This is a genomic window from Brevundimonas sp. (genome assembly GCF_965279155.1).
Classification (GTDB): Bacteria; Pseudomonadota; Alphaproteobacteria; order Caulobacterales; family Caulobacteraceae; genus Brevundimonas.
Genome location: NZ_OZ257138.1, coordinates 1 through 23,426, shown reverse-complemented (window position 1 = coordinate 23,426; position 23,426 = coordinate 1). Strand labels below are relative to the sequence as shown.

Genomic DNA, 23,426 nt, shown 5'->3' with positions numbered 1-23,426 from the left:
GCGCCGTGACGGGTGAATCGTGAGTCGTGATGAGCATCGGCCCAGTCACGACTCACGCGCCACGCCTCACGAATTCCCCAGCTCCACGTTCAGACCCAGCGAACGCATTTCCTTGATGAGCACGTTGAAGCTCTCGGGAATGCCGGCCTCGAAGCTGTCGTCGCCGCGGACGATGGCCTCGTAGACCTTGGTCCGTCCGGCCACGTCGTCGGACTTCACCGTCAGCATCTCCTGCAGGGTGTAGGCGGCGCCGTAGGCTTCCAGAGCCCAGACCTCCATCTCCCCGAAGCGCTGACCGCCGAACTGCGCCTTGCCGCCCAGCGGTTGCTGGGTGACGAGCGAGTACGGGCCGATTGAGCGGGCGTGGATCTTGTCGTCGACCAGGTGGTGCAGCTTCAGCATGTAGATGTAGCCGACCGTGACCGGACGCTTGAACTGCTCACCCGTTTGACCGTCGTACAGGATCGACTGGGCCGACTTGTTCAGACCAGCTTCTTCCAGCAGGCGTTCGATGTCACCGATGTGCGCACCGTCGAAGACCGGAGTCGCAAAGGGCACGCCCTTGGACAGGTTCTTCGCCAGCTCGATCAGTTCTTCCTCATCCTGCGGCAACGGGGTTTCCGGGCCGTAGATATGCGTCAGACGATCGATCAGGGCCTGCTTCTGACCACCACCCTGCCAGGCTTCCAACAGACCTGAGATCTGCTTGCCCAAGCCGGCTGCGGCCCAACCCAGGTGGGTTTCGAAGATCTGGCCGATGTTCATGCGCGAGGGCACGCCCAGCGGGTTCAGAACGACGTCCACATGCGTGCCGTCTTCCAGGTGCGGCATGTCCTCGATCGGCAGAATCTTGGAGATGACGCCCTTGTTTCCGTGACGGCCGGCCATCTTGTCGCCGGGCTGAAGCTTGCGCTTCACGGCCACGAAGACCTTGACCATCTTCATCACGCCGGGGGGCAGTTCGTCGCCGCGTTGCAGCTTCTCGACCTTGTCTTCGAAACGACGGTCCAGTTGCTTGCGAGCGTCTTCGAACTGGCGCTTCATCGCTTCCAGCTCGCCCATGGCCTTCTCGTCGTCCAGGGCGATCTGCCACCACAGACCACGGCTGACCTCGGCCAGCTTCTCGTCAGTCAGCTCGCCACGGCCGATACCCTTGGGCCCGGACACGGCGTTCTTGCCCACGATCAGCGGCTTCAGGCGGCCATAGACGTTGCGCTCAAGGATCTTGAGCTCGTCGTCGCGGTCCTTGCCCAGACGTTCGATCTCGGCGCGTTCGATCGCCATGGCGCGCTCGTCCTTGTCGACGCCGTGACGGTTGAAGACGCGAACGTCCACGATCGTGCCGGCGACGCCGGGCGGCAGGCGCAGGCTGGTGTCGCGCACGTCCGAAGCCTTCTCGCCGAAGATGGCGCGCAGCAGCTTCTCTTCCGGGGTCATCGGGCTTTCGCCCTTCGGCGTCACCTTGCCGACCAGGATATCGCCCGGCTGGACTTCGGCGCCGATTGCCACGATGCCCGCTTCGTCGAGGTTGCGCAGGGCTTCTTCGCCGACGTTGGGAATGTCGCGGGTGATTTCTTCCGGGCCCAACTTCGTATCACGCGCCATCACTTCGAACTCTTCGAGGTGGATGGAGGTGAAGACGTCGTCGCGCACGATGCGCTCCGAGATCAGGATGGAGTCTTCGAAGTTGTAGCCGTTCCAGGGCATGAAGGCGACGAGGGCGTTGCGGCCCAGGGCCAGTTCGCCCAGGTCCGTCGACGGGCCGTCGGCGATGACGTCGCCGGCCTTCACCTGGTCGCCCACGCGCACGATCGGGCGCTGGTTGATGCAGGTCGACTGGTTGGAACGCTGGAACTTCGACAGGCGATAGATGTCGACGCCCGAGCGAGCGGCGTCCACGTCGCCGGTGGCGCGCACGACGATCCGGGTGCCGTCGATCTGTTCGACGACGCCTTCACGACGGGCGACCACGACGGCGCCGGAGTCCACGGCCACGACCGCTTCCATGCCGGTGCCGACCAGCGGCGCGTCTGACTGCACCAGAGGCACGGCCTGACGTTGCATGTTCGCGCCCATCAGTGCGCGGTTGGCGTCATCGTTTTCCAGGAACGGGATCAGGGCGGCGGCGACCGAAACGACCTGTTTCGGCGACACGTCCATCATGTCCACGGCGTCGCGGTTCAGCAGCTGGGATTCGCCGTTGATCCGGCCGGGGACCAGGTCCTCGACGATGCTGCCGTTCTTCAGTTCGATGTTGGCCTGGGCGATCGTGTACTTCGACTCTTCCATGGCCGAGATGTAGACCACCTCGTTCTGGGCCACGCCGTCCTTCACGCGACGGTACGGGCTCTCGATGAAGCCGTATTTGTTGACGCGCGCGTGGGTGGCCAGCGAGTTGATCAGGCCGATGTTCGGGCCTTCCGGCGTTTCGATCGGGCAGATGCGGCCATAGTGGGTCGGGTGGACGTCGCGGACTTCGAAGCCCGCGCGCTCACGCGTCAGACCGCCCGGGCCAAGCGCCGAAAGGCGACGCTTGTGGGTGATTTCCGACAGCGGGTTCGTCTGGTCCATGAACTGCGACAGCTGCGACGAACCGAAGAACTCGCGAACCGCAGCGGCGGCCGGCTTGGCGTTGATCAGGTCGTGCGGCATCACCGTGTCGATATCGACCGAGGACATGCGCTCCTTGATGGCGCGCTCCATCCGCAGCAGACCGACGCGGTACTGGTTTTCCAGCAGCTCGCCGACCGAACGGACCCGGCGGTTGCCCAGGTTGTCGATGTCGTCGATCTCGCCACGGCCGTCCTTCAGACCGACCAGGATCTGCAGCACCTTCAGCACGTCGTCCTTGCGCAGGACGCGGATCTCGTCGGAAACCTCGGGGGTCTCCAGGCGCATGTTCATCTTGACCCGACCGACGGCCGACAGGTCGTAGCGTTCGCTGTCGAAGAACAGCGAGTTGAACATGTTCTCGGCGGCTTCCGGGGTGGGCGGCTCGCCCGGACGCATCACGCGATAGACGTCGAACAGGGCGTCCTCGCGGTTGTCGTTCTTGTCCACCCGCAAGGTGTTGCGCATGTAGGCGCCGACTGTGACGTGGTCGATGTCCAGCACGTCGATGGTGGTGAAGCCGTTTTGCTCCAGCACTTCGATGGTCGGAGCGTCCAGCTCGTCGCCGGCCTCGGCGAAGATCTCGCCGGTCTCGAAGTTGACGGCGTCATTGGCCAGGTACTTGGTGACCAAGGCGTCGGCGGCCAGCGACAGCGACGTCGTCGTGTCGCCCAGCTTCTTGGCGGCGCGCGCGCTGATCTTCTGGCCGGCCTGTGCGATCACTTCGCCGGTGTCGGCGTCGACCAGGTCGAACTCCGGCTTCACACCGCGCCAGCGCTCGGCCTTGTACGGCGTGACCCAGCCCTCGCCGCGCTTCTCGTAAGGTACGGTCTCGTAGAAGGTCTTCAGGATTTCTTCGCCGTCCATGCCCAGACCCATCAGGAAGGTCGTGGCCGGCAGCTTGCGGCGGCGGTCGATGCGGACATAGACCACGTCCTTGGCGTCGAACTCGAAGTCGAGCCACGAACCGCGGTACGGGATCACGCGGGCGGCGAACAGCAGCTTGCCCGAAGAGTGCGTCTTGCCCTTGTCGTGGTCGAAGAAGACGCCCGGCGAACGGTGCATCTGCGAGACAATCACGCGCTCGGTGCCGTTGACGATAAACGTTCCCTTGTCCGTCATGAGCGGGATGTCGCCCATGTAGACGTCCTGCTCCTTGATGTCCTTGACCGAACGGGCTCCCGTTTCCTCGTCGGTCTCGAACACGATCAGGCGCAGCTTGACCTTCAGCGGCGCGGCATAGGTCATGTCGCGCTGGATGCACTCCTCGACGTCGTACTTCGGCTCTTCGAATTCGTACGAGACGTATTCCAGGATGGCGCGTTCGTTGAAGTCCTTGATCGGGAACACCGACTTGAAGACCGCCTCGATGCCCTGCTCCTTGCGGACGCCCGGACGGACCTCGCGCTGCAGGAACTGTTCGTAGGAAGCGCGCTGGACCTCAATCAGGTTGGGCATCGCCACCGCTTCGGGGATACGCCCGAAGGATTTGCGGATGCGCTTCTTGCCGGTGAACGAGGTGGCGGAAGCGATCTGACCGTTGATGGCGAGATCGTGGGCGACGTCAGTCATTCAGTGTTTCCCATGACGCACGACCCGGGGAAGTCGTGCGTGAAATGCAGCAGCCACGGCGCGCGTTTCCGCGTCCGCAGCCAGGGTTTCGGCATCCACCCTCGGCCCGCTGCCGGGCCAGGACGCCTGAAATGTACCGGCTCCCTGGGGAAGGAGCCGCGCCTTCGCACGGTCGGAGGGCGACGGACCGGGCCTCGGCGCTTGCGCGCAGACTCATATGGAGTGTTGCGGGAACGCGCACATATACGCGCATTCGCGACGAAATAAAGGCCCCTGCGGAACCTTTTCCTCATCGTCGCTCGCGATGAGGAAAAGAACCGCGTAGCGGTGGAGAGGCTCTTGAAGTCCCACAGGGCCTCTCCCCCCCTTACATGGGGAGGGGCGGCGCAGCGATCCGGGTGGGGCCATGCGGGCAGCGGAGACGCTTCATATCGCCCCACTCTGGCTCCGCGCTCCGCTGCGCCGCCCCTCCCCACGAAGGGGAGGGAGAAACGCTCGCCAACCCGCACAATGACGCTGGTTCATTCGCAGCGATTTCAATCGCTTGACGATTTATGTCCCCGTTTTCCCATCCCCCCTCTGAAACGGGCGTATTCTAATCCCGTCCCGTCGCCCGGAGGGCTCGCTTGGCCTGCGACCTTGCGGCGGCGGGAGCGGATGGAACGGGAGCGGGTCTGAAACGGCCCGCGCCGACGGCGACACGCCGTCGGAGGGTCGAGGGGGATACTCGATCGCACTCGGGACGGGGTTTCGCAGACCCCGCCGACCCGTCGCAGGCTTATGGGGTTAGGCGATAAGACCGCCACCGCTCGACGCCCCGAGCTTGCAGGCCAACCAACCGCGCGGAGCGTCTATCCTTCGTCGAAACGGTAACACCTAAACCAAACTCCGGGCGAAGGCCCGGCGCTCCGCCCAGCCCTCCAATAACTTCGCAGCGAAAGCGCGAGGCCGAACACGCCTGCCCGTCGCCTTATTTGCTCTCGGGCCTCAGGATCGCTACATCCGCCCCAACTCCCCAATCAGACGAACCCGAAGGGCGCACCGCACCTCATGGCGCAGCAATATATTTTCCAGATGCAGGGTCTAACCAAGACCTTCCCCGGCGGCCGCAAGATCTTCGAGAACATCTGGCTCAGCTTCTACAACGACGCCAAGATCGGCGTCGTCGGCGTCAACGGCTCGGGCAAGTCCACCCTGCTGAAGATCATGGCCGGCCTGGACACCGAGTTCACCGGCGAGGCCAAGGCCGCCGACGGCATCAAGCGCGGCTACCTCGAACAAGAACCCAAGCTGGATGACAGCCTGAACGTTCGCCAGAACGTCGAGTCGTGGTGCGAAGAGAAGCAGTGGGTCAACCGCTTCAACGAGGTCGCCGCCGAACTGGGCGAGAACTACACCGACGAACTGATGGAGGAGATGACCACCCTCCAGGAAAAGATCGACGCCGGCGACGTCTGGGACATCGACAGCCGTATCGAAATGGCCATGGGCGCCCTGCGCTGCCCCGACGACGACTGGGAAGTCACCAATCTGTCCGGCGGTGAAAAGCGCCGCGTGGCCCTGGCCCGCCTGCTGCTGTCCAAGCCCGACATGCTGCTGCTCGACGAACCGACCAACCACCTGGACGCCGAATCCGTCGCCTGGCTGCAGCATCACCTGGAAAACTTCCCCGGCTGCGTCATCCTTGTGACCCACGACCGCTACTTCCTGGACCTCGTCACCAAGTGGACGCTGGAGCTGGACCGCGGCAAGGGCCACCCGCACGAGGGCAACTACTCCTCGTGGCTGGAAGCCAAGACCAAGCGCGTCATTCAGGAAAACTCGGAATCCGAAGCCCGCCAGCGCGCCCTCAGCCGCGAACTGGACTGGGTCCGTTCGGGCGCCAAGGCCCGCCAGGCCAAGTCCAAGGCCCGTCTGGCCGCCTACGAGCGGATGGTGGACGAGCAGGAATCGATGCGCGGCGCCCAGACCCACGCCCACATCCAGATCCCGCCCGGCCCGCGTCTGGGCAACGTGGTGCTGGAGGTCGAGGGCCTGAAGAAGTCCTATGGCGACAAGACCCTGTTCGACAACCTGACCTTCAAGCTGCCGCCCAACGGCATCGTCGGCGTAATCGGCCCCAACGGCGCCGGCAAGTCGACCATGTTCAAGCTGATCACCGGCCAGGAAACCCCGGATGGCGGCGCCGTCAAAGTCGGCGAAACGGTCAAGCTGGCCTATGTCGATCAGTCGCGCGACGACCTGAAGCCGGACGAGACCATCTGGCAGGCCATTTCCGGCGGCACTGAAGTGATGATGGTCGGCAAGCGCGAGATCAACACCCGCGCCTATGTCGGCAGCTTCAACTTCAAGGGCGGCGACCAGCAGAAGAAGGTCGGCCAGTTGTCCGGCGGCGAGCGCAACCGCGTCCACCTGGCCAAGACCCTGGCCTCGGGCGGCAACCTGATCCTGCTCGATGAACCGACCAACGACCTGGACATCGAAACCTTGCAGAACCTCGAAGAGGCTCTGGAAGGTTTCGCGGGCTGCGCCGTGGTCATCTCCCACGACCGCTGGTTCCTGGACCGTCTGGCCACCCACATCCTCGCCTTCGAAGGCGACGGCCACGTGGAATGGTTCGAAGGTAACTTCGAAGCCTACGAACAGGACAAGATGCGCCGCCTGGGCGCCGACAGCATCATCCCCAAGCGTATTCAGCACCAGAAGTTCGGGCGCTGATCGCATGATCTAAAAAGAGGAGCCGCTGCATGACCCAACGCCCCGCCGTTCTCATCATGCAGCGGCATCTCGCCCCGCTCTCGGGCTTTCTGGAGAGCGCCTACGATGTCTATCGCTTCTGGGAAGGCCCGCCGATTGAGGCCGCCCACGACATCCGCGTCATGGTCGTCACCGGCGAGGCTGCGCTGGACAAGGCGCTGATCGAACGCCTGCCCAACCTCGACCTCCTGGCCTGTTTCACCTCGGGCTATGACGGCATCGACGTCGATTGGTGCCGCGAGCGCGGCCTGCCTGTCACCCATGCCCCCGGCGTCAATCACGAGGATGTCGCCGACCACGCCCTCGGCTTGATCCTGGCCGCCCGTCGCCAGATCGCCTCGGGCGATCGTCAGGTCCGTTCTGGCGCATGGACCGCCGAGACCCGCACGATCACCGCCTCCCTCGGCGGCCAGAAACTGGGCATCGTCGGCCTGGGCCATATCGGCAAGGCCGTCGCCGACAGGGCCGAGGCCTTCCGCATGGCGGTCAGCTGGTGGGGACCGCGTCCGCACGATGCCGAATGGCCGCGCGCCGAAAGCCTGGAAGCCCTGGCCAAGGCCAGCGACATCCTGGTCATCGCCTGCAAGGCGGACGAGACCAATCGCGGCCTGATCTCGCGCGACATCCTCGACTCGCTCGGCCCCGATGGCCTGCTGGTCAATGTCTCGCGCGGTCAGGTCGTGGACGAAGACGCGCTGATCGCCGCCCTGAAATCAGAAACCCTGGGCCAGGCCGCGCTGGATGTCTTCATTGAGGAGCCGACCGATCCGAACCGCTGGGCCGACGTGCCCAACATCATACTGACGCCCCACACCGCCGGGGCCACGACCGCCGGGGTGCAGGGCATGTTGATGTTATTGATGCAGAACCTTCAGGCGCATTTCGCGGGCGAACCGCTGAAGACGCCCGTCACCTGACCTCAGCGCGGACGCTGCGGCCGTTCGTCGGCCGTCACAACCCCGTCGCCGTTCTTGTCCAGAGCCTTGAACTGGGCGTCCAGACCGACGGTGAACTCCTCGCGCGTCACCCGCCCGTCGCCGTCCGCGTCCAGCCGCGCCAGCATCCGCCCGCCCCGCGCATTGGCCACCTCTGTCGCATCCACGACGTCGTCGTGGTTAGCGTCCAGACGGTCGAACATCTGTGTCATCCGCGCCTGCATCTGGGCGAACGTCTCCCGCTCCGGCGGCCGCATCCCTTCCATAGGCGGACCGGACATCTGGGGCATGGGCGGCTCGGGAAAGTCGCTCTGGGCCAGAGCCGAACCAGCGGCGGAAAGAGCGAAGGCGGTAATCAGCAGAATACGCATGGGACCACTCCAAAAGGGCTGCGAACCCTTGAACGCACGCACGAACTATTCCCGTCGCAGCCCCGTCAGGGAAGCGATTTCACTTGCCAAATCATATAAGGATATCTTTATATGAGCATATGAGCCTGTCCGCTGATCAGACTGTCGAAGCCCTGCGCGCGGCCGGAGAACCCACCCGCCTGCGCATCCTGTCGCTGCTGGCCGGCGAGGAGCTTTCGGTCATGGAGATGTCGCGCATTCTGGACCAGAGCCAGCCGCGCGTGTCGCGCCATCTGAAGCTGATGACCGACGCCGGCCTGATCGAACGCTTCCCGGACGGCGCCCGGGTCTATTACCGCCTGTCGCACGACGCCCAGGCGCGCCGCCTGATCGACACGGTGCTGGACATCCTGGCCGAGGATGCCGGCGAGGCCGATCACCGCCGCCTCGACGAGGTGCGCAGGGATCGCGAGGAAGCCGCCGTCACCTATTTCGAACAGATCGCGCCCCAGTGGGATCGCCTGCGCTCGCTCTACGTCAGCGAGACTGCCGTCGAAGCCGCGCTGGAAAAGGCCGTCGGTCCCGGCCCGTTCGAACGCGTCGTCGATCTGGGCACCGGCTCGGGTCGGATGCTGACCCTGTTCGGCAAGAAGGCCAAGATGTCGGTCGGGCTGGATCTCAGCCAGAACATGCTCAACATCGCCCGCACCAACGTCACCAAGGCCGGACTGGACAAGGTCGAGCTGCGTCACGGCGACATCTTCGCCACCCGCCTGCCCGCCGCCAGCGCCGATCTGGTGATCGTGCATCAGGTGCTGCACTACCTGTCCGACCCGTCCGCCGCCGTCGCCGAGGCCGCCCGCCTGGTCAGCCCGAACGGCCGCCTGGTCATCATCGACTTCGCCCCCCACGACTTCGAACACATGCGCGAAGCGCACCAACACCGCCGCCTGGGTTTCGCCGACAGCGAGATCAACGGCTGGCTGCAGGACGGCGGCCTGACGCCCTCCGCCCCCATCGCCCTGCCGCATGACGCCGAGGGCCTGACCGTGACCATCTGGACGGCGGAACGCCGCGTCCAGGACAGAAAGACCGCCTGATGGCTTCCTTAGCTGACGCTCGCGCCCTGCTGCTGTCGCCCCTGGGCCCTGTCGCTCGCGCGGGGTCCAACCGCGACGATGTGCGCGTCTCGTTCGAGTTCTTCCCGCCCAAGACCGACGAGGCCGAGGCCAATCTGTGGAAGGCGATCCGCCGGCTGGAGCCGCTGAACCCCGCCTTCGTGTCGGTCACCTATGGGGCCGGCGGCTCGACCCGCGAGCGGACCCACCGCACGGTCCAGCGCATCATCACCGAGACATCCTTGCGCCCCGCCGCCCACCTGACCTGCGTCGAGGCCAGCCGCGACGAGGTCGATGAGGTCATCGCGGGCTACCAGACCATCGGCGTCGATCACATCGTCGCCCTGCGTGGCGACCCGCCCGGCGGGTCCGGCATCGGCGGCGTCTATCAACCCCGCGCCGACGGCTACGCCAACGCCACCGAACTGACCGCCGCCATCAGCCGCGTCGGCGGGTTCGACGTCACGGTCGGCGCCTACCCCGAACGCCACCCAGAAAGCCCCTCCATCGATCACGACATCGAGGTGCTGAAGGCCAAGGTGGACGCCGGCGCCACCCGCGCGGTCAGCCAGTTCTTCTTCGACATCGACGCCTTCCTGCGCTTCCGCGACCGGGTGCGGGCGGCGGGCGTGACCATTCCCTTGATCCCCGGCGTCATGCCCGTGTCGAACTTCGCCGGTCTGACCCGCATGTGCGGCGCCTGCGGGACCAGCATCCCCGACTGGCTGAAGGCCCATTTCGACGGACTGGACGACGACCCTGAGACCCGCAAGCTGCTGGCCGCTTCCGTCGCCGCCGAGACCTGCGCCCGTCTGCAGGAAGAGGGCTTCTCCGACTTCCACTTCTACACCCTGAACCGCGCCGATCTGGTCTATGCGATCTGCCGCGTGCTGGGCGTGCGTGAAACCAAGGCCGTTGCGTAATGACCTCTCCCCTCACCCGCGCCGAACGCATCGCCGCCCTGCATCAGGGGGCCAAGGAACGGATCCTGGTCCTCGACGGATCCTGGGGCGTGATGATCCAGCGGCGCGGCCTGTCCGAAGCCGACTTCCGCGCCGACCGCTTCGTCGCCGCCAACGGCTATGACGAGAAGCACCAGATGAAGGGGAACAACGACATCCTCTGCATCACCCGTCCCGACGTCATCGCCGACCTGCACGATCAGTATTACGGCGCCGGCGCCGACATCAGCGAGACCAACACCTTCTCCGGCACCACCATCGCCCAGGAAGACTACGCCCTGGACGCCCAGGCGGTGTGGGACATCAATCTGGAAGGCTCCAAACTGGCCCGTGCCGCGGCCGACCGCTGGACGGAGAAGGAGCCGCACAAGCCGCGCTTCGCCGCCGGCTCGATCGGCCCGCTGAACAAGATGCTGTCGATGTCGTCCGACGTGAACGATCCGGGCGCGCGGCTGGTCACCTTCGACCAGGTCTATGAGGCCTATCGCCATCAGGTGAGGGCGCTGAACGAGGGCGGCGTCGATCTCTATCTGATCGAAACCATCACCGACACTCTGAACTGCAAGGCCGCGATCAAGGCGATCAAGGACCTGGAGGACGAGGGCATGGATGCCCTGCCCATCTGGATTTCGGGCACCATCACCGACCGTTCGGGCCGCACCTTGTCGGGCCAGACGGCCGAGGCCTTCTGGAACAGTGTGCGCCACGCCAAACCCTTCGCCGTCGGCTTCAACTGCGCCCTGGGCGCCGACCTGATGCGCCCCTTCATCGCCGAACTGAGCCGCGTCGCCGACACCCTGGTCGCCGCCTATCCCAACGCCGGCCTCCCCAACGCCATGGGCCAGTACGACGAGGAACCGCACGAGACCGCCCACTTCATCGAGGAATGGGCCGCCTCCGGCCTGGTCAATATCGTCGGCGGCTGCTGCGGCACGACACCGGACCACATCAAGCACGTCGCCGAAGAGGTTGCGCCGTTGAAGCCGCGCGCGATCCCGGAACGTCCGGTGGCCCTGCGGCTGTCGGGGCTCGAACCCTTCGAGATGGTGGCGTGATGGCTCCCTGTATCAGTTATTTTTCCGATGAGTTGCGGGCATTGGCCCATGCCTCAGAAGGCGCGCTCACGATGGAGGGAGATGGCCCGGAGGATTTTGAGGCGATCTTCTATCCGCAAACAGGTGCTCTAGAAGTCATTGTTAAAGCCCCGACAGTAAGCATCGCTTGGGAGTATCTTTTTATAGAAGACACCCCCGTGAACGACCGAGAAATAGCAGATCGTCTGCTTGCCATTTGTGATGGAATTCTAGCGGGCACCGCCAGTTCACACAAAAGCGGCCTGCCGATTTGCCGGCGCATCGATACAGCCGTTGCACTGAAAACAAGAGGCCTCGATACGGTTTGGAGAGATCGCTCAACCGTATTTTTCGATTTCGGTCATGCGAACCAAACAAGCAGACAAGCCTGATGCGTCCCACCTTCATCAATGTCGGCGAACGGACCAACGTCACCGGCTCGGCCAAATTCCGCAAGCTGGTGGTCGAGGGCGACTATTCCGCCGCTCTGGACGTCGCCCGCCAGCAGGTCGAGGCCGGCGCCCAGGTCATCGACATCAACATGGACGAAGGCCTGCTGGACGGCGTCGTCGCCATGCGGACCTTCCTGAACCTGATCGCGGCCGAGCCCGACATCGCCCGCGTGCCGGTGATGATCGACAGCTCCAAATGGGAGGTGATCGAGGCGGGGCTGAAGTGCGTCCAAGGCAAGCCCATCGTCAACTCCATCAGCATGAAGGCGGGCGAGGCCGAGTTCAGAGAACAGGCGACCAAATGCCTGCGCTACGGCGCCGCCGTCGTGGTCATGGCCTTCGACGAGGTGGGCCAGGCCGACACCGCTGCCCGCAAGATCGAGATCTGCACCCGCGCCTACAATATCCTGGTCAACGAGGTCGGCTTCCCGCCCGAGGACATCATCTTCGACCCCAATATCTTCGCCGTGGCGACGGGGATCGAGGAACACGACAACTACGCCGTCGACTTCATCGAGGCGGTGAAGGTCATCAAGGCGACCCTGCCCTACGCCCGGATCAGCGGCGGGGTGTCGAACGTCTCGTTCAGTTTCCGCGGCAACGAGCCGGTGCGCCGGGCGATCCACAGCGTCTTCCTGTACCACGCCATCCAGGCGGGCATGGACATGGGCATCGTCAACGCCGGCGACCTGCCGGTCTATGACGACATCGACCCCACCCTGCGCGAGGCGGTCGAGGATGTGATCCTGAACCGTCCGCAGCGGACCAATGTCTCCAACACCGAACGCCTCGTCGACATCGCCCCCAACTACAAGGGCGACAAGGGCGTCGCCCGCGTCGTCGATCTGAAATGGCGCGATCAGCCGGTCGCCGCCCGCATCGCCCACGCCCTGGTCAACGGCATCACCGAATACATCGACGCCGACACGGAAGAAGCCCGCCTGTCGTTCGACCGGCCGCTGCACGTCATCGAAGGCCCGCTGATGGACGGGATGAACGTGGTCGGCGACCTGTTCGGCTCGGGCAAGATGTTCCTGCCCCAGGTGGTGAAGTCCGCCCGCGTGATGAAACAGGCCGTGGCTTGGCTGGAGCCCTTCATGGAAGCCGAAAAGGCCGGCAAGCCGCGCGAACAGGCGGGCCGCATCCTGATGGCCACGGTCAAGGGCGACGTCCACGACATCGGCAAGAACATCGTCGGCGTCGTGCTTCAGTGCAATAATTACGAGGTCATCGACCTGGGCGTCATGGTCCCGGCCGACCGGATTCTGGACGCCGCCGTCGAGCACAAGGTGGACATCATCGGCCTATCCGGCCTGATCACCCCGTCGCTGGACGAAATGGTCTTTGTCGGCGCCGAGATGGAGCGGCGCGGCTTCGACATCCCCCTGTTGATCGGGGGCGCCACGACCAGCCGCACCCATACGGCGGTCAAGATCGAGCCGGCCTATCGCCGGGGCTCGACCACCTATGTCGTCGACGCCAGCCGCGCCGTCGGCGTGGTCTCCGGCCTGCTGTCCAAGACAGAACGCGCCAGAAACGAAGCCGCCACACGCGACGAATACATCCGCATCCGCGAGCAATACGCACGTGGCCAGGAGGTCAAGGCCCGCGCCACCCTGGCCCAGGCGCGCGAGAACCGCTTCCGCATCGACCCGACCCAGCCCATGCCGGGCAAGCCGTCCTTCATCGGCGTGAAGGCGTTCGACGCCTGGGACCTGCAGGACCTGGCCGACCACATCGACTGGACCCCCTTCTTCGCAAGCTGGGAGCTGATCGGCCGCTATCCGCTGATCCTAGACGACGAGATCGTCGGCGAGGCCGCGCGCGACCTGTTCGAGGACGCAAAGGTCATGCTCAAGCGGATCATCGACGAGAAATGGTTCACGGCCAAAGGCGTCGTCGGCTTCTGGCCCGCCCGCGCCGACGACGACGACATCATTGTCTTCGCCGACGAGGGCCGGGACACGGAGATCGCCCGCTTCCACACCCTGCGCCAGCAGATCAAGAAGTCGAACGGCAAGCCCAACCTGGCCCTTTCCGACTTCATCGCCGAAGAGGGCGAGGACTATATCGGCGCCTTCGCCGTCACCGCGGGCCATGGTGAGTTGGAAGTCGCCAAACGGTTCAAGGACGCCGGCGACGACTATTCGTCCATCCTGGCGACGTCGCTCGCCGACCGCCTGGCCGAGGCTTTCGCCGAGCGGCTGCACAAGGAAGTTCGCACTCAGCTGTGGGGCTATGCCGCCGACGAAACGGCCAATGTCGATGAGCTGATCGCCGAACAGTACCAAGGCATCCGCCCCGCCCCTGGCTATCCGGCCCAGCCCGATCATACGGAAAAAGCCACCCTGTTCCGCCTGCTCCAGGCCGAAGACAACGCCGGCATGGCCCTGACCGAGAGCTACGCCATGACGCCGCCCGCCTCGGTCTCCGGCCTCTATTTCGGCCATCCGGGCAGCCACTATTTCGGCGTCGGCAAGATCGATCTGGATCAGGTCGAGGACTATGCCCGCCGCAAGGGCTGGGACGTGGCGACCGCCGAACGCTGGCTGGCCCCCATCCTCAACTACGATCCCTATGCCGCCAAACGCGAAACGGCGGCCTGAGCCGAAACTCAAGCCGCCGTGTTTGTCAGTTAGGTCGCGCGATCCCGCCTAGTTGATGCCGACGCTTTCCAGCGTGGCGGGCGGTGTAGTGACATTGTTGCGGATACGCCGTGCGGCGTGTTCGCAACGGCCGGGCAGACCGAAGAACAGACCGAACGACTGGCTGCGGGCTTCGGCGTCGGGGTTGCTCATCAGCGTCGCCCACTGGGCCTTGACGCCGGAGACGGCCTGTTCGGCCTCGGCCTTGGACGCCGCCGACTGGCGCGGCGCAGCGGCAGCCAGGGCGCTGCGGAAATCCTGGGCTTCGAGCCGGCCCAGACGCACCAGTTCCACGTCCTCGGGCGCCTTGGTCGGCAGGGTGTCGCCCAGATCGGCATGGCCGGTCACCAGCGCATCGCACCACGCCACCAGCGGATAGTCGGCGCTCGGCGCCCCACGCGGCAGCGGCCGTGCATAGGCGATCGCCTCGCGCATCTTCAACGCATCGACGGTCTCGGCCGAACGATTGCCCGTGACGATCGGACCGTCCTGGGTTTGAGCGACGACAGAGCCTGCGGCAAGCAGCGACAGGGCCGAGATACCGGGAACGAGGAGTTTGAGCATGGTCTTCCTTCAGGAGCGCCGCGAACAGGCGGCGATCATCAACGCTCACCCGCCCCGATGGTTTTTCTACGGCGACGCTCAAACGAAAAAGGCGGCGGAGCGTTGCTCCGCCGCCTCAGTCTCGTGTCCTTGACCGGCCTTAGAACTTGGCGGTCAGACCGACGTAGTAACGGCGACCCAGCACGTCATAGGTCGACGGGTCGGTGTTGGCTTGAACGCCCGGAACGTAAACGTTCGGTTGTTCGTCGCTCAGATTATTGACGCCGGCCCGCAGGGAGACGGTGTCGTTGACCGACCAAGAGGCGTTCATGTCGAAGTAGTCGATCGAGGGCAGCACGGTGGTGCTGTTGATCACGGTGATTTCACCCACCCGGCGCCAGCGGGCGCCGACCGAGAACGGTCCGTTGGCCCAAGACACCGAGCTCAGCGCCTTCCACTCGGGGAAGGTGTTGCCGAACGTGCTGGAGATGGTGCCCGTACGGTCGGTGAAAGCGCCGCCTTCGACGACGTTGTCTTCGTAGTTTTCCAGCCAGCTGATGACCGTGTTGAACGACAGGCGACCCCAGTCAGGAGCGCCGACTTCACCCAGATCGAACGACCAGTCGCCCTGGAAGTCGATGCCCGAAGTCTTAACAGCGCCAAGGTTGGCGTTGTTTTCGATGGCGCCAGTGATGTTGCCGGTCAGCGGGTCACGCGTGAACAGTTGGCAGTAGCTGTTGCCAGCATCGAACGTCGGGTTTTCGCCGGTCGAGTTGAAGCAGCCCTGGATCGCGTCCGAAGCGGCGATTGCGCCGATCGCATCAGTGATCTCGATATTGTAGTAATCGATCGAGGCCGACACGCGCGAGAGCCACGGCGACGAGAAGGTCGGCTGATAAACGAAACCACCCGTCCAGCTGTCCGAAGTTTCTTCGTTCAGACCTGGGTTACCGCCCGAGAAACCTTGAACCTGATTGTTCGAGAAGACGTAGGTCGGATAGGCGGTGGCGTCGAGGCCTTGAGCCAAGCAGAGCGCCTGAACTTGGGCGGCGTTGGCGCCGGCACGGAAGCTGCTGCGACGGTCGCAGGGGTCGCCCTCGGTGCCGGTCGCCGAAGGTTCGCCAATGCTGGGGAAGCCCGTGCTCGCGGTCGAGAACAGTTCACCGATCGACGGCGCGCGAACGGAGCGGCTGTAGCCACCGCGAGCGCGCAGCCCGCCGATGATCGACCAGTCCAGATCGGCGCGGTAGGCCTGTGTGCCACCCGCCGTGCTGTAGTCGGCGTAGCGATAACCCAGGTTCAAATCCAGTTGCTCGATGAAGGGCAGATCGGCCAGCAGCGGAACAAGGGCTTCGATGAAGACCTCTTTGGAGCTGGTGCCGCCGCTCAGCGAAGGCGTCGGGTTGAACCCGGCGATTTCCGAACCACCGTTGAAACCACCGTCCGGGCGAGCGACGCTCGCATTGGTTTGGGCCAGCGAAGCATCGGCGCCGAAGGCAAAGTCGTCTTGACGATACTGGGCGCCGAAGGCGACGCGAACTTCACCCGCCGGCAGGTCGAACGCCTTACCCTGCATCGAAGCTTCGATGACGGTCTGCTCGGTCACGGTCGAGTTACGAGCCGAACGACCGATGTAGGTCAGGCAGTCAGCCGACAGATTGGTCACGCCGAACGGGTCGAAACCGCCTGCGCACAGGCTGGCGCCGCCGTCGGGAGCGTCAAGCAGACGCTGGACCGAAGAGCGCGACACGTTGCCGGTTTGCGTCGTCGTGTTTGAAACGCGCCCGTACGACACGTATGCGTCGTACGTCCATTCGCTTTGCGGAACGCGACCGCGAACACCTGAAGTCAGCTGGTAGATGTTGTATTCATCTTCAGAGTGACGACCGCCGAGCGACGTGAAGCGCTTGTTCAACAGGAACGAGCTGGTCGGGTTAGGACGCGCGTTCAGGAAGTTGCGAAGGTCGCCGGTGATGAACGGGTTGGTCGCCGGAACGCGGAAGCCGGTTTGAGCCGCCGGGTTGCCGGAGGCAGGGCTGGCGGCCAGTTCGGTGTCGGCGGTGTACTGGGTGAACAGCGCGTTGACGTAAACCTCGGCGTTGTCGTTGATCTTGTAACGACCGGCCGCATAGGCGTTGTAGCGTTCGAGCGGCAGCTGCAGATAGTTCAGCGGGCCGGTGTTGAAGGTGTAGTTCGCGCCCGGCTGCGTGTACTCGGGGCCTGCACCAGCAGGGTTCTTGACGTTCAGCTTGCCGATATAGGCGAAGATCGAGTTGTCGTCGTTGAAGCCGAACGCGCCCGTATTATCGATCGTCTGGTTGTTGAAGTAGGCTTTGACGAAGGCGTCGCTTGGGCGGTTGGTCGAGTCGAAGGTCGTCGAACCCAGCGGCGACGTGCCGGACGGACCCGAGACAGCCGAGAAGGGCCGAGCGGCGTTGAAGATGGTCTCGCGGGTCGAGCGGCTCAGCGACAGCACCATGTTGCCGCGGTCGTCGTCGAAGTTGCCGCCGACGGTCAGCGAGTAGCTCTGCGTCACGCCATCTTTACGGTCGGTTTCGCCGTATTGAACGTCGGCCTGAACGCCCGAGAAGTTTTCGTCGATGATGAAGTTGGCGACGCCGGCCAGGGCGTCCGAACCATAGGCGGCCGAGGCGCCACCCGAGATGATTTCGATGTTCTTGATCAGGGCGGTTGGGATCAGGTTGACGTCGACCGAGCCGTCGGAGTTCGACGGAACGACGCGACGGCCGTTCAGCAGAACCAGCGTCCGGTTGGAACCCAGGTTGCGCAGGTTGATGTTGGCTTGGCCGCCGTTCGACGGGTTGTTCGAGGTTGAGGAGATCGACGGCGTGAACTGCGGCAGGTCGTTGATCAGGCTGTCGATGGTGACGGCGCCGGTCGCCTGGAAGTCCTGAGCATCGACCGTGACGATCGGGCTGGTCGAACGATAGTCCTGACGCGCGATGCGCGAACCGGTGACGACGATCTCGCCGACTTCGGTCGCCTGGTCGTCAGTCGACTGTGCGAACGAGGGCGTGGCGGCCATCGCCAGAGCGGCGCCGCCGATGATCGTGGTCGCCAGAAGGCCGCGACGATATCTGTTGGTGTTCAAGGCTTGTTCTCCCGGGAAGGGCTAGGTCGTTAAGAACGAACCGCCCAATCAATAGCCATTTGCCGACCCCACGATCGGTTGGGTCAGAGAGCATACCAACGCCGATGCTAAGTCCAGCGAGAAGGCGGCGCCTGAACACATTGGAGACACGCCTGTCGCAAAGACGACACACCATGGTCGCCTCAGAGACATCGGGCGCAGCTTGATTTCTAATGATATACTTGGCTGAGACGCCAATTTCACGAGAACGTAATGACCCATATCAGCCGGACGGCCGGATCAAAACTCGCAGTTATGTCTGTAATGGCGGTGAGTTTGGTCGCCGGGCATGCGGACGCGCGACAAAATAACGCGACGGCAGGAAACGACCTGATCGGAACGGTCACGCGCTGCCGCGAGATCGAGGCCGATGTTGCACGATTGGCGTGCTTCGACGCCGCCGCCACCCGATTGGCGGCCGCCGGAGAGGTCGCCGTCGTCAGTCGCCAGGACGTGGAGCAGAATCAGCGCCGGTTGTTCGGCTTCAACGTCTCGGCGCTGAATCCGTTCGAAAACTCAGACCGCCCTGACAACCTGCAGTCCATTTCCGCCACCATGGCCTCCGCCAGAAGCCTGGGTCGGGGCGAATGGTTGATCACGTTGGACGATGGCTCGGTATGGCGAAAAACCGACGGCGCGGAGGTCTTGTTTTCCACGACCCGACAAAATCCGGTGACAGTGCGTCGAGCCGCCCTTGGAAGCTATATGATGAAGGTGGCGAACGATCCGCCCTTCCGCGTTCGTCGCGAATAGCGTCGTTCAGCGCTGAATTGTCGCCCGCGCCGCATAGGGCGCCGGTTCGGGGGTGCAGGAGGCGGCGATCAGTTGCACCGCAGCGAGACAGAGGAAGGCGGTCGCGACGAGCGGGAGCCGATTTGATACAGCGAAGGCGATCGAACGGGCCATGGCGGGCGCTCCAAGCGTGATTACCGAGGCGTTAACGCAAGCTCTGCGCCAGATGGAGCCGGGGCGATGATCCCTTTCATTCGGGCTTTCGACTTCGCCTATGGGCGGCGCGATCAGGTTTCGCCGTTGATCCAGCGGGTGATCGCCGACAATCCGGGGCCGTTCACCTTCACCGGTACGGGGACCTATGTCGTCGGGCGGCACGAGGACGGGGCCGAGGTGGCGGTGATCGATCCGGGGCCGCTGGATCAGGCGCATCTGGCGGCGCTGATGGCGGCGGTCGAGGGACGGCGGGTCAGCCATGTGCTGGTGACGCATACGCATCGGGATCATGCGCCGCTGGCGAGGCCGTTTGCCGAGGCGACCGGCGCACGGATTTGGGCGGCCCCGCCTCCGGTGCGGGAAACGCATGCGTCGGGTTCGCTCGATGAAGATGACGATGCCGGGTTTGCGCCCGATGTCGTGCTGACGGGCGGCGAGACGATCCAAGGCGACGGGTGGACGATCGAGGCGATGTTCACGCCGGGCCATGCGTCAAATCACATGGCCTTCGCCCTGCGCGAGGAGAACGCCCTGTTCTGCGGGGATCATGTGATGGGGTGGTCCACGACGGTCGTGGCGCCGCCGGACGGGAACATGCGCCAGTATATGACCAGCCTGGACGCGGTCATCGCGCGGGAGTTCGACGTGCTGTGGCCGACGCACGGGGCTCCGGTGACGCAGGTGCGGCCGTTTCTGAAAGCGTATCGGGCCCACCGGCTGGAGCGAGAGGCGCAGATCGTCCAGAGGCTGGCGGCGGGGGATCGGACGGTCGCCGAGATGGTCCACGTCCTGTACGCCGCCGTCGATCAGCGGCTGTGGCCGGCGGCGTCGCTGTCGGTGCTGGCCCATCTGATCAAGCTGGTCGAGGACGGGACGGCGGTCAGCGATGCCGAGCCGGGCCTGACGGCTCGTTTTCGTCTGGTCTAGCGTTCGGCCTCCAGGTTCCGGGCGATCTTGGTGGCTAGGCGGCAGGCGGCGCCGCCGTCGGGGCGGGCGTCGCGGGCGGCGACGCGAATGTCTGTGCGTCCGGGGCGGATGCGCACGACGGCGTCGGTGACGAAGCCGAACCAGGCGCCTTCATGCACGGCCTCGACCTGGAAGGTGGTGGCGCGGGTGACGACGAATCCGGCGTCCACCAGGGCCGAGGTCGCCTGCTGGGCCAGGACCTGGGTCGGGACGGCGCTCAGGTCGGGACAGGTCTGGGGCGTCGATCCGGCATGCAGGGCGGCGACGCGCGAGAAGGCCGGCGGCTCGGCGACATTGGTGGTCACGTCACGCGGGTTCGGCGCGGCGTCTTGGCTTTGACGCCAGATGAATCCGGCCACCGTTGCGCCGGCCAGGATCAGGGCCGCCAGCGCATAGAGCCCCCTGCCCTTCAGATCGCGCAACGCCAACACCGCCGCCACCAGCGCGCCCGCCAGACCGATCCAGGCCAGGATGCGCGCCACCGTCCAGGTCAGCATGTCGTAGCTGACCGACAGATCGACGCCGCCGAATCGCGTCGCCGCAATGGCCGCCACGATCAACACCGCCGGCGCCGCCGCGAGCGCCGTCAGCCACGGCAGGACGGCGGGGACAGGCTTTCTGATCGGCATTCAGGCTCCGGTTCGGTTAGACGACGGCGGGCAGACGGTAGTCCTTCATCCGCTCGCGCAGAAGCTTCTTGTCGATCTTGCCCGTGGCGCCCAGCGGGATGTCGTCCACGGCGACCACGTCGTCGGGCATCCACCATTTGGCGATCTTGCCTTGCAGGAAGTCGAGATGCTCCTGCTTGTCCAGAGCCTGATCGGGCTTGAGCTTGAGGATCAGCACCGGCCGTTCGTCCCATTTTGCGTGGGCGGCGCCGATGACGGCGGCGATCTCGACCTTGGGGTGGCCGACGGCGATATTCTCGATCTCGATGGAGCTGATCCACTCGCCGCCCGACTTGATCACGTCCTTGGCGCGGTCGGTGATCTGCATGAAACCCATCTCGTCCACCGTGGCCACGTCGCCGGTGTCGAAGAAGCCTTCGTCGTCCAGGATCGAGCCTTCTTCCTTGAAATAGGCGCGGCTGATGGTCGGTCCCTTGACCATCAGGCGGCCGAAGGTAGCGCCGTCGTGCGGCAGCTCCGCCCCGGCCTCGTCCTTCAGCTTCAGTTCGATGCCCAGCGGCGGCGTGCCCTGTTTCAGGCGGTATTTCATCTGCTCGTCATAGGGCAGACGCAGGATCTCGGGCGGCAGGTTGGCGATGGTGCCGATGGGCGAGGTCTCAGTCATGCCCCAGGCGTGGGTGACCTCGACGCCGAAATCGTCCTGGAAGCCGCGGATCAGGCTTTCGGGGCAGGCCGATCCCCCGATCAGCACGCGCTTCAGGGTCGAGAAGCCCAGGCCGTGCTCTTTCATATGGGCGAACAGCCCCTGCCAGACGGTGGGCACGGCGGCCGAGAAGGTGACGCCTTCCTGTTCGATCAACTCATAGATCGACTGACCGTCCATCTTCGCGCCCGGCATGACCAGTTTGGTCCCGGCGGCGGGGCCGGCGAAGGCGATGCCCCAGGCGTTGGCGTGGAACATCGGCACGACCGGCAGGATCACCTCCTTGGGCGTGGCGCCCATGACGGTGGCCTGAAGCCCCATGAAGGTGTGCAGGAAGTTGGAGCGGTGCGAATACAGCACCCCCTTGGGATGGCCCGTCGTGCCGGAGGTGTAGCAAAGGCCACAGGCGGTGTTTTCCTCGAAATCGCCCCAGACGACGTCGGTCGACTGACCGGCGATGATGTCCTCATAGGCCTCGGCCTTGGGCAGCTTGGTCTGCGGCATGTGGGCGGTGTCGGTCATGATGACGACGCGCTCGACCTTGGGGATGTGCGGCAGGATGGCTTCCAGCAGCGGCACGAAGGTCAGGTCGACGAAGATGATCCGGTCTTCGGCGTGGTTGATGATGTAGATCAGTTGTTCCGGGAACAGGCGCGGGTTCAGGGTGTGGCACACCGCGCCGATGCCCATGATGCCGTACCAGGCCTCGATATGGTTGGCGGTGTTCCAGGCCAGGGTGGCGACGCGGTCGCCCGGCTCGATCCCCCAGGCCTTCAGGGCGCTGGACACGCGTTGGGCGCGTTCGTGGATCTGGGCATAGGTCGTGCGGACGATGGGGCCCTCGACCGAGCGGGTCACCACCTCGCGGTCGCCGTGCCAGTGTTTGGCGTGGTCGATGATCTTGTCGACCGTCAGCGGCCAGTCCTGCATCAAGCCCAGCATGTCGTATCCTTGTCCCTTGGATGCGTCTGCTTTGATGCGACGCTTGAGCCGACGCTAACATCGGTGATCGGCGATAAGCAACGTGACGTAACGTCAGCCGCCGCGCGACGGATCGTCCCCCGTGGCGTCGGTCGCGCGACCACTCTAGAAGAGCGCCCATGACCATATTGATCGCGATCACGGGGGGCTCCGGCTCCGGCAAGAGCACCCTGGCGGAGGCGCTGGTTTCGGCCCTGCCGGAAGGGTCGGCCGTGCTGGTGCGCGAGGACAGCTATTACCGCGACGCCGCCTCCCTGCCCGGCTTCGACGCGGCGACCTTCGACTTCGACGATGTGGCGGCGCGCGATCACGACCTGATGATCGCGGACCTGAAGGCGCTGAAGGCCGGCCGTGCGGTGACGGCGCCGGTCTATTCCTTCATCCACCACGGGCGCGAGCCGGGCGGCGAACCGATCGCGGCGGCCGAGGTGGTGATCGTCGAGGGCACCCACGTCCTTTGCACCCCCGACCTGACCGCCCTGTTCGACATCCGGGTGTTCGTGGACACCCCGTCCGACATCCGCTTCATCCGCCGCCTGCTGCGCGACCAGACCGAGCGGGGCCGGTCGGCGGATTCGGTCGTGGCGCAATATCTGGCCACCGTGCGGCCGGGCCACGAGCGCCTGACCGAACCGTCACGCACCCACGCCGACTTCATCGTCGCCGACGCCACGGCGGCCGTGCGCCTGGAAGACCCGCAGGCCGTGGTGCGTCTCGCCGCGCCTGTCCTGGCCCATCCGCTGCTGCAGGCCTTGCTGGACGATTAGCGCCAAAGATCCCTGATGCGGTCTGGCGACTGGACCATGAGGACAGGCTGTTGGTCTGCACCGCTGGCGGCGAGGTCGCGGGCATCCTGCGCCTCGGCCTCGCGTTTCAGCGCCTTGATGCGCGCGCGCTCGTCGGCCTCGGCTTGTTTGATGACCATGATGGCGTCCAGGCGTTCGTATTCGACCAACAGCTCCGCGCGGATGCGCTCGTCCTCCGCCTCTTCCTCGGGCGTCTGTTTGTAGGGCGGCGGGAGGCCGCGACCG

General features: G+C 64.9%; 18 protein-coding genes. 10 read left to right on the top strand and 8 right to left on the bottom strand.

Annotation, left to right across the window (positions count from 1 at the left end; translation table 11 throughout):
* Positions 1 to 66: 66 nt before the first annotated feature.
* Positions 67 to 4,182, bottom strand: coding sequence for a DNA-directed RNA polymerase subunit beta (gene rpoB / locus ACQY72_RS00090; RefSeq protein WP_428154879.1), 4,116 nt, complete (start codon positions 4,180 to 4,182; stop codon positions 67 to 69).
* Between the two features lie 1,050 nt (positions 4,183 to 5,232).
* On the opposite strand from rpoB, the gene ettA reads away from it, so the two are divergent.
* Positions 5,233 to 6,900 carry an energy-dependent translational throttle protein EttA gene (ettA, locus tag ACQY72_RS00085; RefSeq protein ID WP_428154877.1) on the top strand — a complete coding sequence of 556 codons (1,668 nt, stop codon included), beginning with the start codon at positions 5,233 to 5,235 and terminating at the stop codon, positions 6,898 to 6,900.
* A 29-nt stretch (positions 6,901 to 6,929) separates the two neighbouring features.
* Positions 6,930 to 7,856, top strand: a complete 927-nt coding sequence (locus tag ACQY72_RS00080) for a 2-hydroxyacid dehydrogenase (RefSeq protein WP_428154875.1) — start codon at positions 6,930 to 6,932, stop codon at positions 7,854 to 7,856.
* Positions 7,857 to 7,858: 2 nt separating this feature from the next.
* Here the strand turns inward: ACQY72_RS00080 and ACQY72_RS00075 are convergent, their stop codons facing one another.
* A complete protein-coding gene (locus tag ACQY72_RS00075) occupies positions 7,859 to 8,245 on the bottom strand; it encodes an EF-hand domain-containing protein (RefSeq protein ID WP_428154874.1) in 387 nt (128 codons plus the stop codon).
* A gap of 119 nt (positions 8,246 to 8,364) precedes the next feature.
* Here ACQY72_RS00075 and ACQY72_RS00070 point away from each other — a divergent pair, with 119 nt between their 5' ends.
* The 5 genes from ACQY72_RS00070 to metH are packed head-to-tail and all read left to right on the top strand — an operon-like array spanning position 8,365 to position 14,435.
* Positions 8,365 to 9,324 carry an ArsR/SmtB family transcription factor gene (locus tag ACQY72_RS00070; RefSeq protein WP_428154873.1) on the top strand — a complete coding sequence of 320 codons (960 nt, stop codon included), beginning with the start codon at positions 8,365 to 8,367 and terminating at the stop codon, positions 9,322 to 9,324.
* Positions 9,324 to 10,265 carry a methylenetetrahydrofolate reductase [NAD(P)H] gene (gene metF / locus ACQY72_RS00065; protein WP_428154872.1) on the top strand — a complete coding sequence of 314 codons (942 nt, stop codon included), beginning with the start codon at positions 9,324 to 9,326 and terminating at the stop codon, positions 10,263 to 10,265. The genes ACQY72_RS00070 and metF overlap by 1 nt, the downstream gene beginning before the upstream one ends.
* Positions 10,265 to 11,359: a homocysteine S-methyltransferase family protein gene (locus tag ACQY72_RS00060; RefSeq protein ID WP_428154871.1), complete on the top strand. Its 1,095-nt coding sequence runs from the start codon at positions 10,265 to 10,267 to the stop codon at positions 11,357 to 11,359. Before metF ends, ACQY72_RS00060 begins: the two co-directional genes overlap by 1 nt.
* On the top strand, positions 11,359 to 11,769 hold the full coding sequence (locus ACQY72_RS00055; protein WP_428154870.1) for a hypothetical protein: 411 nt from the start codon (positions 11,359 to 11,361) through the stop codon (positions 11,767 to 11,769). Before ACQY72_RS00060 ends, ACQY72_RS00055 begins: the two co-directional genes overlap by 1 nt.
* Positions 11,769 to 14,435, top strand: coding sequence for a methionine synthase (metH, locus tag ACQY72_RS00050; protein ID WP_428154869.1), 2,667 nt, complete (start codon positions 11,769 to 11,771; stop codon positions 14,433 to 14,435). The genes ACQY72_RS00055 and metH overlap by 1 nt, the downstream gene beginning before the upstream one ends.
* Positions 14,436 to 14,483: 48 nt before the next feature.
* On the opposite strand, the gene ACQY72_RS00045 is transcribed toward metH, so the two are convergent.
* Both ACQY72_RS00045 and ACQY72_RS00040 read right to left on the bottom strand, forming a co-directional pair.
* The gene (locus ACQY72_RS00045; RefSeq protein WP_428154867.1) at positions 14,484 to 15,038 is read right to left on the bottom strand and encodes a hypothetical protein; all 555 of its coding nucleotides are present in this window, start codon (positions 15,036 to 15,038) and stop codon (positions 14,484 to 14,486) included.
* Positions 15,039 to 15,177: 139 nt separating this feature from the next.
* Positions 15,178 to 18,129 (bottom strand): TonB-dependent receptor domain-containing protein, encoded by a 2,952-nt coding sequence (locus ACQY72_RS00040; RefSeq protein ID WP_428154866.1) that lies wholly within the window; start codon positions 18,127 to 18,129, stop codon positions 15,178 to 15,180.
* A 252-nt stretch (positions 18,130 to 18,381) separates the two neighbouring features.
* Here ACQY72_RS00040 and ACQY72_RS00035 point away from each other — a divergent pair, with 252 nt between their 5' ends.
* Positions 18,382 to 18,921: a hypothetical protein gene (locus tag ACQY72_RS00035; protein ID WP_428154864.1), complete on the top strand. Its 540-nt coding sequence runs from the start codon at positions 18,382 to 18,384 to the stop codon at positions 18,919 to 18,921.
* A gap of 6 nt (positions 18,922 to 18,927) precedes the next feature.
* On the opposite strand, the gene ACQY72_RS00030 is transcribed toward ACQY72_RS00035, so the two are convergent.
* Complete coding sequence (locus ACQY72_RS00030) at positions 18,928 to 19,074, bottom strand: hypothetical protein (protein WP_428154862.1); 147 nt, start codon at positions 19,072 to 19,074, stop codon at positions 18,928 to 18,930.
* A 66-nt stretch (positions 19,075 to 19,140) separates the two neighbouring features.
* Between ACQY72_RS00030 and ACQY72_RS00025 the strand changes: the two genes are divergently transcribed.
* Positions 19,141 to 20,043, top strand: a complete 903-nt coding sequence (locus ACQY72_RS00025) for an MBL fold metallo-hydrolase (RefSeq protein ID WP_428154860.1) — start codon at positions 19,141 to 19,143, stop codon at positions 20,041 to 20,043.
* On the opposite strand, the gene ACQY72_RS00020 is transcribed toward ACQY72_RS00025, so the two are convergent.
* Together ACQY72_RS00020 and ACQY72_RS00015 are read right to left on the bottom strand one after the other, a co-directional pair.
* The gene (locus ACQY72_RS00020) at positions 20,040 to 20,711 is read right to left on the bottom strand and encodes a DUF1499 domain-containing protein (RefSeq protein ID WP_428154859.1); all 672 of its coding nucleotides are present in this window, start codon (positions 20,709 to 20,711) and stop codon (positions 20,040 to 20,042) included. The two genes, ACQY72_RS00025 and ACQY72_RS00020, sit on opposite strands and share 4 nt — an antisense overlap.
* 16 nt (positions 20,712 to 20,727) lie before the next feature.
* Positions 20,728 to 22,356, bottom strand: coding sequence for a long-chain-fatty-acid--CoA ligase (locus tag ACQY72_RS00015; protein WP_428154857.1), 1,629 nt, complete (start codon positions 22,354 to 22,356; stop codon positions 20,728 to 20,730).
* 158 nt (positions 22,357 to 22,514) lie between these two features.
* Here ACQY72_RS00015 and udk point away from each other — a divergent pair, with 158 nt between their 5' ends.
* Complete coding sequence (udk, locus tag ACQY72_RS00010; protein WP_428154855.1) at positions 22,515 to 23,162, top strand: uridine kinase; 648 nt, start codon at positions 22,515 to 22,517, stop codon at positions 23,160 to 23,162.
* Here udk and ACQY72_RS00005 read toward each other — a convergent pair.
* Entirely contained in the window at positions 23,159 to 23,350 is a 192-nt protein-coding gene (locus ACQY72_RS00005) for a hypothetical protein (protein ID WP_428154853.1), read from the bottom strand. The genes udk and ACQY72_RS00005 overlap by 4 nt on opposite strands.
* Positions 23,351 to 23,426: the final 76 nt, after the last annotated feature.

Excerpts from the sequence above, each read along its gene's own strand:
- rpoB (WP_428154879.1), bottom strand. The coding sequence starts at position 4,182 with ATGACTGACGTCGCCCACGATCTCGCCATCAACGGTCAGATCGCTTCC.
- ettA (WP_428154877.1), top strand. The coding sequence starts at position 5,233 with ATGGCGCAGCAATATATTTTCCAGATGCAGGGTCTAACCAAGACCTTC.
- ACQY72_RS00080 (WP_428154875.1), top strand. The coding sequence starts at position 6,930 with ATGACCCAACGCCCCGCCGTTCTCATCATGCAGCGGCATCTCGCCCCG.
- ACQY72_RS00075 (WP_428154874.1), bottom strand. The coding sequence starts at position 8,245 with ATGCGTATTCTGCTGATTACCGCCTTCGCTCTTTCCGCCGCTGGTTCG.
- ACQY72_RS00070 (WP_428154873.1), top strand. The coding sequence starts at position 8,365 with ATGAGCCTGTCCGCTGATCAGACTGTCGAAGCCCTGCGCGCGGCCGGA.
- metF (WP_428154872.1), top strand. The coding sequence starts at position 9,324 with ATGGCTTCCTTAGCTGACGCTCGCGCCCTGCTGCTGTCGCCCCTGGGC.
- ACQY72_RS00060 (WP_428154871.1), top strand. The coding sequence starts at position 10,265 with ATGACCTCTCCCCTCACCCGCGCCGAACGCATCGCCGCCCTGCATCAG.
- ACQY72_RS00055 (WP_428154870.1), top strand. The coding sequence starts at position 11,359 with ATGGCTCCCTGTATCAGTTATTTTTCCGATGAGTTGCGGGCATTGGCC.
- metH (WP_428154869.1), top strand. The coding sequence starts at position 11,769 with ATGCGTCCCACCTTCATCAATGTCGGCGAACGGACCAACGTCACCGGC.
- ACQY72_RS00045 (WP_428154867.1), bottom strand. The coding sequence starts at position 15,038 with ATGCTCAAACTCCTCGTTCCCGGTATCTCGGCCCTGTCGCTGCTTGCC.
- ACQY72_RS00035 (WP_428154864.1), top strand. The coding sequence starts at position 18,382 with ATGACCCATATCAGCCGGACGGCCGGATCAAAACTCGCAGTTATGTCT.
- ACQY72_RS00030 (WP_428154862.1), bottom strand. The coding sequence starts at position 19,074 with ATGGCCCGTTCGATCGCCTTCGCTGTATCAAATCGGCTCCCGCTCGTC.
- ACQY72_RS00025 (WP_428154860.1), top strand. The coding sequence starts at position 19,141 with ATGATCCCTTTCATTCGGGCTTTCGACTTCGCCTATGGGCGGCGCGAT.
- ACQY72_RS00020 (WP_428154859.1), bottom strand. The coding sequence starts at position 20,711 with ATGCCGATCAGAAAGCCTGTCCCCGCCGTCCTGCCGTGGCTGACGGCG.
- ACQY72_RS00015 (WP_428154857.1), bottom strand. The coding sequence starts at position 22,356 with ATGCTGGGCTTGATGCAGGACTGGCCGCTGACGGTCGACAAGATCATC.
- udk (WP_428154855.1), top strand. The coding sequence starts at position 22,515 with ATGACCATATTGATCGCGATCACGGGGGGCTCCGGCTCCGGCAAGAGC.